This is a genomic window from Aquiflexum sp., assembly GCF_977115555.1.
This window is the reverse complement of sequence record NZ_CDSBKL010000154.1, coordinates 1-9,013: the sequence shown is the minus strand read 5'-3', so window position 1 is coordinate 9,013 and position 9,013 is coordinate 1. Positions and strand designations below refer to the sequence as shown.

Sequence of the window (9,013 nt, the reverse complement as noted above, 5' to 3'; positions counted from 1 at the left end):
TTGCCAATTGTTAAAAATAAAGATTAAAGCTGCGGACAATCAGTCCAAAGTCGACAGACCATAGCCACTACAATTGTACTTCACTCCGAGTTTTAATTGGTTAGTGTAAAAGCTTTCACAAGTTGGGGATTTTTGAATTCCGAAGGATGGAGACTGCCCACTGAAAACTGCCCACTGATTCCTCCGAATCTCATTTCTTTTGCAAATCCTCATCTTCCTCAGGCACATAAAGATCCCCATCCACTTTGATTTTGGTCAGGAAAAAAACCTCCTTCGTTTCTTCTTTGTTTTCTGAATTCAGGTACCTTATTTTCTGTTTGCCAGTCAACAGAAAATAATTGTCCATCCAATGAGTGAGAGATAGACTGCCCTCTTGGGTTTCTCGGAGACGTTCTTCTTCATTCATCAATTCCACGTCGAAGGATTGGTTTTGAAAAATCACCTCTCCGTTTTTCACATAACTCATGTACATCTTGATACCATCAAGGTACATGTAGTGGATTTTTTCTCCATCGAAACTTACTTCTCCATATTTACTCGGGATAAATGTTGACTTGTTGAGAAGGTCGAGAGCACTGTCCCAAATCACTTCACCTGACCTATTTAAGAATAGGAAGTAGGAAGAAACAAACTCGTATTCTCCCTGGTCTTGCCAGGCATATGAGTTGCCATACCTTGAGCCTGGAAAGCTGTTAGCATATCGGCCATTCCCAAAGCCGGTCTGATCCATCATCAGCCTGTTGGCACTGTAACGATAAGCTTCATTGGCATATGCGCCGTCTCTGGGAATATAGCGGGGATTGGTAGCCAAAAAATGATCGCTGTAAACCAAATAACCTTGGTCGAGGGTAATTACTTCCCTAGCAGAAAACACAGGTTTGATAGAAGGTGTCTTTCCTTTGGCAAAGTATTTTTCCATCTCCTGAAGCTTTTTTTCTTTTTGCTTTTCTTTCATGTAATCAAAAAATCTCGGGAAGTCCTGTAGCGTAAGGTATTTGATTTTGTATTCCCCAAATTCATTGATATCGGCTAGGTAAATTCCTTGATAGGATTCTCTTTTTCGGTTTCCATAGGTGCCGAGGATGGCCTGTTGGTAATTTTGGATTGGGGTGAGAATGCCTTCTACCAATTCCAGGTCTGGGTTCTCAAGTTTTTCGATGACTACTTCCCTAATTTTATTCCCGTTATCGTCAAAAGTCAATAGCGAAATCTGCTTCATTTTGTATTTATCCCTGCGGCTTACCAATAAATCCAAGACCCCAAGCTCACTCTCTTTTTTGAGTTGGAGGATTTTTGTATCCTTAAAATATACACCCTGTATGGTGATGAGGTCGTTGTCAGCGATATCATATATCTGTACAATCGGCCTCAGATCGGCATTTCCCATGAAAATCGCACTCCTGTTGAGTACAAAAAACTCCTGAAGTTCCATGGCATAAATGTTGTCAAGAGGGATTTCTTTGGCCACTTCACTTTTTAGGTCTATTTCTATCAGGTACCTGTCCGAAGTAGCCCCGGTTCCCTTTTGCATCAGGATATAGAGAAAATCCTCTTCCAGGTCATAGCCTGTCAAGTCATAACCGTCCTTGATCCTGATTTCCTTGAAACTGTCTGAATTCAGGTTGTAATCAGTCAGAAAGTATTGAAGATTTCCCTTGAGATTCAAACCTTTGTCGGGCTGAACACGAAATGCGACCAAACCGGCCTGCTTGGGAATGACTATGAAATTTTCATCACCAAAGCTGCTCGGAACTTCAAACCGATCCACATACATCAGTTGTGAAAAGGCTGAAAAGGCCAAAGCCAAGGAAAAGAGCAGGGTAAATACCGGTTTTTTCATGAACCAAGTTTAAGAATATGGTCAAATTGGGATTTTTCTACAGGCATCGTAGAAAGCCTAGATTGTTTGAGCAAGGGAAGTGAAGACAACATGCTGTCAGATTTAATGTGCTCTAATGATACGGGATTTGATAATGTTTGGTAGGATTTTATTTTTATTGCCACCCAACCTTTGTCCTCGCCGTCTTTGTTGTCAGGAAATGCTTCTTGGGAGACCTTGGCTACACCCACGATTTCTTTGTTTTTGCCACTATGGTAAAACAGGACCAAGTCGCCGGACTTCATTTCCTTCAAGTAATTGCGGGCTTGGTAATTACGGATTCCATCCCATATATCCTCTCCTTTGGATAGAAGGTCTTCCCATCCATATTCGCTTGGTTCTGATTTGACTAGCCAGTAATTCATATTTGGGTTCCTTTTTGCAAATGTCAAGTTAAGGCTTAAGATTTTATTTTGAAACAATAATTGATGACATTTGTCTATCTCAGGAACAAACATTTTCAATATTTTGGACCAAAAAACAACCCTTCGCCTTCTCAAGCGCAGCATCCAACTGATGGAGTTGCATGATGAAAACTCTTTTAAGATCAGAAACTACCAATCTGCGCTGAACAACATCGACAGGAACGACATTTCCATCATTGATAAGTCAGTGGAACAGTTGCAAGCTGAGGCAGGGATGGGCAAAAGTATCGCCGAGTTTGTTTTTGCATTGGTCACCACCGGAACGCATCCCTATCTGGAAGACCTTTTGGCAAAAACCCCTTCGGGAATATTGGAGATTTTAGAAATCAAGGGTCTAGGGCCAAAGAAAGTAAAGGCGCTTTGGGAAGACCTCAACATCACTTCTACCCACGAATTGCTCGAAGCCTGTCAATCCGGTCAGGTAGCCAAAGCCAAAGGCTTTGGAGAAAAAACTCAGGAAAGCATCCTTCAATCCCTGCAGTTTCGTGAAGCCAATCAAGGCAAATGGCTTTATGCCGATATAGAAGAATTGGTGACAGCCTTGGGTGACCAAATCAAAGGATTAAATGGGGTAACGGAAGTAGTAACAGTGGGAGAGTTTGCCCGGAAATCAGAAATAATTGAAACGGTGGAATGGCTTATCGCCACTGAAAACCAAAGAGATACTTTATCCAAACTTTCCGGCTTGAAAAATCTGGAACAGGACCAAAAATCCTCAAGTCCATTCAAATGGAGAGGAAAGATGATTGAGCCGGAGGTAAATATGCTGATTCATTTTGCGAAGCCATCTCATTTTGTGGAAGAAAAAATTGTGAGAACCGGCACCAAAGCTCACTTGCTTTACCTTGAAGAAGGAGAAAAAACTTTGGTGGATGTTCTCCGCGAAAATGCACCATACATATCCGAGATCGAATTTTTTGAAAAAGCAGGCTTGCCGTGGATTCCGGAAGAATTGCGGGAAGGATATATCGAATTTGACCTAGCCAAAGCCGGAAAAATTCCCCAACTGCTGGAAGAAAAAGACCTGAAAGGGATTTTGCACAACCACTCTACATACAGTGACGGCAAACATACTTTGCGGCAAATGGCCGAATATTGCAAGGAATTGGGATATCAATACCTCGGAATATCAGACCATAGCCGCACTGCGTTTTACGCCGGAGGCCTGGAAATAGAAAAAGTCCAAAAACAACATCAGGAAATCGATCAACTGAACAAAGAACTTGCACCATTCATAATTTTCAAAGGAATAGAAAGCGATATCCTGACTGATGGAAGTCTTGATTATCCAAATGAGGTCTTGGCAAGCTTTGACTTTATCGTTTCTTCCATTCACTCCAACTTGGGAATGGATAGGAAAAAGGCGACTACAAGATTGCTGAATGCTGTCATGAATCCTTACACGACCATCTTGGGTCATCCCACAGGAAGGTTATTGTTGAGAAGGGAAGGATATCCGATCGACCATAAAGCGATTATTGATGCCTGCGCAGTCCACAATGTGGTGATCGAAATCAATGCCAATCCATGGAGATTGGACTTGGATTGGAGATGGGTAGACTATGCCATGGACAAGGGAGTGAAGCTCTCCATCAACCCTGATGCCCATGAAATGGAAGGCTATGCGGATATGAAATATGGAGTGATTGCAGGTAGGAAAGGCGGATTGACCAAAGACATGACCTTCAATGCCATGTCAGCAGATGAAATTGGGAAATATTTTCAGGACAGAAAAAGTAAAATCAAAAAAGGATGAAGTGGTTTGATAAGGATGAAAATCTGCTTTTGCAGCGATCTTTTATTTTTGGCGTGGCTGGCATTGTGATTTGTTTGGTTCCTCTTTTCAATGGGTACTTTCACTTTTTGAATGCACCTATGGGACCCCTCAACGGGGTAGGTTTGTTTTTGCAGTTTTTCGGTTTGAGTATTGCCATTATGGTCTTGAGAAAAAGAAAAATCTCTGAACAGGCCAAGGACAAAGCCAAAAAGATGATCTTGGTGCTAGGTGTCGCTTTGGTATTCTTTTTTATGGTGATTTGAGAGTTTAACAGTCCATAGTCCACGGTAGCTTCTTTCATAATCAACACGAGACTTTCTATAAATGTGGATATTTTGGAAATAGAATATCATAAACCTGTAATCAATGAAATTTTTGAAAAGCCATTTATTTTTGGGAGTCATGATTTTGTTTTTTTCATGTAATGAAAAAGAATTCTCTTGGCAAGAAGGTGATATCCTCTTTCAGGATGGGGATTGCGGGGATTTTTGCGAAGCCATCAGGAAAGTGACCGAGGGATATGAGGGTAAAGAATTTTCTCACAATGGCTTGCTGATGCAGAAAAATGGAGACTGGTTTGTGCTTGAAGCTATTGGAAAAGGAGTAAGCAAAACTCCTTTACAGGAATTTCTCAATAGACACCTCGATGATAATGGAAAACCAAAAGTAATGGTCGGAAGATTGAAAAACGAATACAGAGATTTGATTCCGACCGCCATTTCCGAAGCTCAAAAACAACTCGGCAAACCTTATGATTCGGCATTTGATTTTGACAATGAGGCGTACTACTGTTCCGAATTGATTCACTTTGCCTTCAAAGCTGCAAACAGCGGGGATGACCTTTTTCATCCCAAGCCTATGACGTACAATGATCCCGATACCGGAAAGCTTTTTCCCATTTGGGAAAAGTATTTCAATGACTTGGGAATTCCTGTTCCCGAAGGAAAACCCGGATTGAATCCGGGCGGGATGTCTTTGGAACCTGTTTTGGATATGATGGAAATCCAGCAAAATTGATTTATTTTTAATCCCAACGATCAATCCAAACTTTTAACGCCATGACTGAACTGCTCAAAAAGCTCAATTACAAAGAAGGGATGAAAGTCTTTGTGGCAAACTTCCCGGAGGAATTTAAACCTGTTATAGAAGAATGGGAAAGCCATGGTATAGTTGTCAAAGGAAGTCCTGCAGAAGCCAATTTTTTTCTTTTATTTGTTCAGACTGAAAATGAAATTTCAGCCAATTTGGAAGCTGTCAAAAACTTCATCCAAAAAGATGAAGTGCTTTGGATGGCCTATCCCAAAGGTAGTTCCAAGAAATATAAAGCATTGATCAACCGGGATTCCGGCTGGGATATTTTAGGGGCAAACGGTTTTGAGCCGGTGAGGCAAGTTGCGATTGATGAGAATTGGTCCGCTTTAAGGTTTCGGAAAGTTGAATTTATCAAAGTGATGACCAGGAAAAACAGGTTGAGTTAAAGCTGATACTTATCCTACTCCCTCGCCTTCTCCAACGCCTTGGTAGTAGTATAATACTTCACAATCATATTGGGAACTTCCCATTCAGGCATTTTTCCTGATTCAAAATACTCCAAAAACTTCTCTGTCACTTGTCCAAAATGAGCTTCATGCCCGATGTGGTAGCTGTCAGGAATGACAATCATGTATTCACCGTTTTTTTGTTTTTGGAGCCCAAGACCCGGGTATTTGGCTTGGAGGGTAGTTGATATGGCATTTTCCAGATCCTGGCTTTGACCTTCCAATAGTTCCACATACAAAGTCGGCTTGAAGTTTTCTTCCTTTCCCTGACGGATGACCAGATTAGCTTTGGTGCCCCGCATCATGCTGTAATGTGTATCCCCAGCGCCCTCAGGAGCCTCAAAATTCCATATGACACTGACTTTTGCATGTTTTCCCTTCAGGGTATAATTCATTTCTCCATTGCAAAACACCTCCAGATTTCCTTCTTTGAGGTTCTTTTGCAAAAACTCCGGAAACGCGGTTTTGCCAGTGACTTTACTGAATTCATCCAAAGTCAGAGAAGTGGGCCACCTTTTAGCATCCAGCATTTGAACATCTGTAGTATCCAAAATGACCTCAGGAAAAGCTTCCCATTGGATCAGATCCACCAAGTGCGTTGTCACATCGACGATGCCTTCCCCTTCTTTGTTCACATCAAAAAACCAGTCAGGTCTTACCAAGGGATTGCCGGAAACATACTTGAAAAAGTGGTGGACGCTTTCTTTGGTAATGGCCGGATTTTCCAGGTTGCCGTTTTCCAATTCTCCAAATACTTCAGGCAACATGGAGAGCTCACGCTGAAGCAATGAGGCGATCTCAAACCGCTCTGTCATAATATCAAATAGGAGCAGGTCTTTTTTGGAAGCTTCAGCAAAAGCATTAACCAATTTTTTGAAACCTTCCTGATTGATCACCAAAGGCTTGTCAGCATATACATGGATACCATTGGCAATGGCTGAGCTGATGTAGTCGATTTTTTGGTCATTCTTTCCTGCTACGACCATGACATTTCCCGGTTTTTTGGCAATCATTTTCTCCAAAAAACCATCGCCTTTTTCCACTTCTATATTCCAGGCGGTGGGAGATTCCTGGCGTGAATTGTATCCTGTAATCCTTTTGATATAATCATCCAATTCTGCACCTGCAGGAGCAAATACATACACCGTTGAATCAACCTGTGGGTACATCGTCTTGTGAATCAAACCCGCGTGAAAATGCCCCGGATCCAGGCTCATGATGGTCACTTTGTCCTTATTTGGCTCTTTCATGACATTTTCTTTTGGGGAATTACAGGACAGAAAGCATGCGGAAAAAACGATACCTAAGATAAAATAGGAAGTAATTTTCATCTGCTTATATTTTTACAAAATCAGTTCCATAAGGAGCACGTTGCGGCCTGCTTAAGTGGGAATTGGCTTCATCGTCATTGACAAATCTTTCAGCTTTGGGATCCCATTCCAGTTTCCTTCCTACTTTCATGGCGACATGGCTCACTAAGCAAACCGAGCAGGCACGGTGTCCGATCTCAGCAGGCGAAAGCGGTTGCTTTCCGGATTGGATACAATCCAGCCAATTGCCGTGGTGTTCTTCACTTTCATATAGGTGGATTTCTTCGGGGCCGATTACGGATTGGAGAATTTTAGGATCCGATGCATCCAAAGCTTTGGCATTGTTTCCCTGTGCTACCGGATCACTTGCGGATGCGGTATAATTCCCTCTCGATACCCAAATCCAACCCTCCGAACCTTCATATCGGATTCCGTTGGGATAGCCGCCGCTAGTGAGCATCATGATGCCATTGTCGTATTCAGCCTTGACCATAAAGTCGCCATGGACATTCCACAATCCGGATCGTGGAAATTCAGCGACGGCTTCGATAAACCTTGGTCCTGTGAGTTCGGTATCCATGCCCCACGCAGCAGAATCAAAGTGGTGCTGCCCCCATCCAGTGATCATTCCTGCTCCATAGTTTTCAAGCCTAAGCCATCCCGGCCGGCTGTAATCGTGTTGGGGATGGACGCCGATTTCTGTATAAGGTACTTCCGGTGTGGAACCTAACCACATTTCAAAATTCAGATTTTTTGGTATGGGCATAGAAGGTGCCTCGGGACCCGCAGGATCGCCCGGCAAGCCGATTCTGACAGTATGAATTTTACCTATTCTTCCGTTTCTGACCAATTCAGCAGCCCTTCTGAATTGAAAACTGGAGCGCTGCTGAGTACCAAGCTGAAGGATGACCCCGGTTTTGTTGACTGTTTCTACCAACTGTCGGCCTTCCTTGATTGTCAGGGAAGTTGGTTTTTGGAGGTAAACGTGTTTGCCTGCCAATGCTGCTTCCATGGCAGGTTGGGAGTGCCAATGGTCCGGAGTGCTGATGATGACCGCATCAATGTCTTTGTCCTGTAGCATCTCATGGTAATCTGCATACTGCTTCACGTCAAGATAAGGTTTGCCCATCTTTTCGGTGTAATACTGTTCGATCAGTTCTTTTCCTTCGCGCATCCGCTTGCTGTCCACATCAGAAACTGCCACTATCCTGGCCACATCATGTTGCCATGTACCCGGAAGGTCATGCTCTCGGGCGATCCTGCCACAACCGATCTGACCAATATTGATTTTGTTGCTTGGGGCATTTTTTCCAAAAACCGAGGATGGGACGATCGTAGGAAATCCGATGATTGCTGAGGCCATGGCGCTGTTCTTAATAAAGTTTCTTCTTTTCATAATCTGCTTGGGTGATAGATTTAGAGTCGGTTTTTTGAGAAGGTTTTCCAATATTCTTCTGCTTCCGTAGCAGTCAAATTCCCGTCAAAGACGACCATTCTGTAATGAAGCGTGTATTTTTTGCCGGGAAGGATTTCCCAGGATTCATGACGGATGGGACAAAATTCAATGAAGACATTTTCTTTTCCTTCATTGGAATCTTCCGGCCAAACCCGCATCGGTTCGGGGTGAGACCTGTTGTCAGGATGGCTGAGAAAAAGGATACCACTTTGGCCTGAAGGCGCTGAACTTTCCCCTGCCACGATCAGCCATTTGGCAAACGTCCCATCTGCAGATTTTCTGTCATTTCCTTCGGAAGTCAATATGGTGCTATTGGTATGGTCCCATTTCTCGGTAGCACGAAAACCAATACCGCCACCGTATCGATAGGCCTCTAACATCACACTTGATTTCAAAGGAGTGGAGATAGTTGAGGTATAATCTACCAGATATCTGTCTCCTTCTTGTTTCCAAACCCGAATGGTTAGATTCTCCTCCAAGGCAAGTTGTGGCCCTTTTGCTGCCAATAAGTCAATGTGGTTTTGTCTGACTACCAATTCACAATATTCGGCAGTTGTTTTTTTGGAAATTACTTTTTCAAAATCCACCCGGCCTTTGCCATCTCCAAGGTTCCAAAAATCAACTTCCC

Annotated in this window: 9 protein-coding genes; 4 read left to right on the top strand and 5 right to left on the bottom strand. The window is 42.9% G+C overall.

The features are described from left to right. Nucleotides 1–190 precede the first annotated feature (190 nt). Nucleotides 191–1,840: a transcriptional regulator gene (locus ACZFYI_RS10680; protein WP_462524119.1), complete on the bottom strand. Its 1,650-nt coding sequence runs from the start codon at nt 1,838–1,840 to the stop codon at nt 191–193. Then, nucleotides 1,837–2,244 (bottom strand): EVE domain-containing protein, encoded by a 408-nt coding sequence (locus ACZFYI_RS10675; RefSeq protein WP_462524118.1) that lies wholly within the window; start codon nt 2,242–2,244, stop codon nt 1,837–1,839. Before ACZFYI_RS10675 ends, ACZFYI_RS10680 begins: the two co-directional genes overlap by 4 nt. 151 nt (nt 2,245–2,395) lie before the next feature. Between ACZFYI_RS10675 and ACZFYI_RS10670 the strand changes: the two genes are divergently transcribed. The 4 genes from ACZFYI_RS10670 to ACZFYI_RS10655 all read left to right on the top strand — a co-directional run bounded on the left by ACZFYI_RS10670 (nt 2,396) and on the right by ACZFYI_RS10655 (nt 5,559). Beyond that, nucleotides 2,396–4,060 carry a helix-hairpin-helix domain-containing protein gene (locus ACZFYI_RS10670; RefSeq protein WP_462524120.1) on the top strand — a complete coding sequence of 555 codons (1,665 nt, stop codon included), beginning with the start codon at nt 2,396–2,398 and terminating at the stop codon, nt 4,058–4,060. After that, entirely contained in the window at nt 4,057–4,344 is a 288-nt protein-coding gene (locus ACZFYI_RS10665; RefSeq protein ID WP_462524117.1) for a hypothetical protein, read from the top strand. The genes ACZFYI_RS10670 and ACZFYI_RS10665 overlap by 4 nt, the downstream gene beginning before the upstream one ends. A 103-nt stretch (nt 4,345–4,447) precedes the next feature. Then, the gene (locus ACZFYI_RS10660) at nt 4,448–5,098 is read left to right on the top strand and encodes a YiiX/YebB-like N1pC/P60 family cysteine hydrolase (protein WP_462524116.1); all 651 of its coding nucleotides are present in this window, start codon (nt 4,448–4,450) and stop codon (nt 5,096–5,098) included. Nucleotides 5,099–5,139: 41 nt separating this feature from the next. Next, a complete protein-coding gene (locus tag ACZFYI_RS10655; RefSeq protein ID WP_462524115.1) occupies nt 5,140–5,559 on the top strand; it encodes a hypothetical protein in 420 nt (139 codons plus the stop codon). A gap of 14 nt (nt 5,560–5,573) precedes the next feature. Here ACZFYI_RS10655 and ACZFYI_RS10650 read toward each other — a convergent pair whose 3' ends face one another. The 3 genes from ACZFYI_RS10650 to ACZFYI_RS10640 all read right to left on the bottom strand — a co-directional run. Further along, nucleotides 5,574–6,869: a putative oxidoreductase C-terminal domain-containing protein gene (locus tag ACZFYI_RS10650; RefSeq protein WP_462524114.1), complete on the bottom strand. Its 1,296-nt coding sequence runs from the start codon at nt 6,867–6,869 to the stop codon at nt 5,574–5,576. Nucleotides 6,870–6,954: 85 nt separating this feature from the next. After that, nucleotides 6,955–8,325 carry a Gfo/Idh/MocA family protein gene (locus ACZFYI_RS10645; RefSeq protein WP_462524113.1) on the bottom strand — a complete coding sequence of 457 codons (1,371 nt, stop codon included), beginning with the start codon at nt 8,323–8,325 and terminating at the stop codon, nt 6,955–6,957. Nucleotides 8,326–8,345: 20 nt separating this feature from the next. Next, the coding region (locus tag ACZFYI_RS10640) for a DUF6807 domain-containing protein (protein WP_462524112.1) at nt 8,346–9,013 on the bottom strand (668 nt) is incomplete at its 5' end.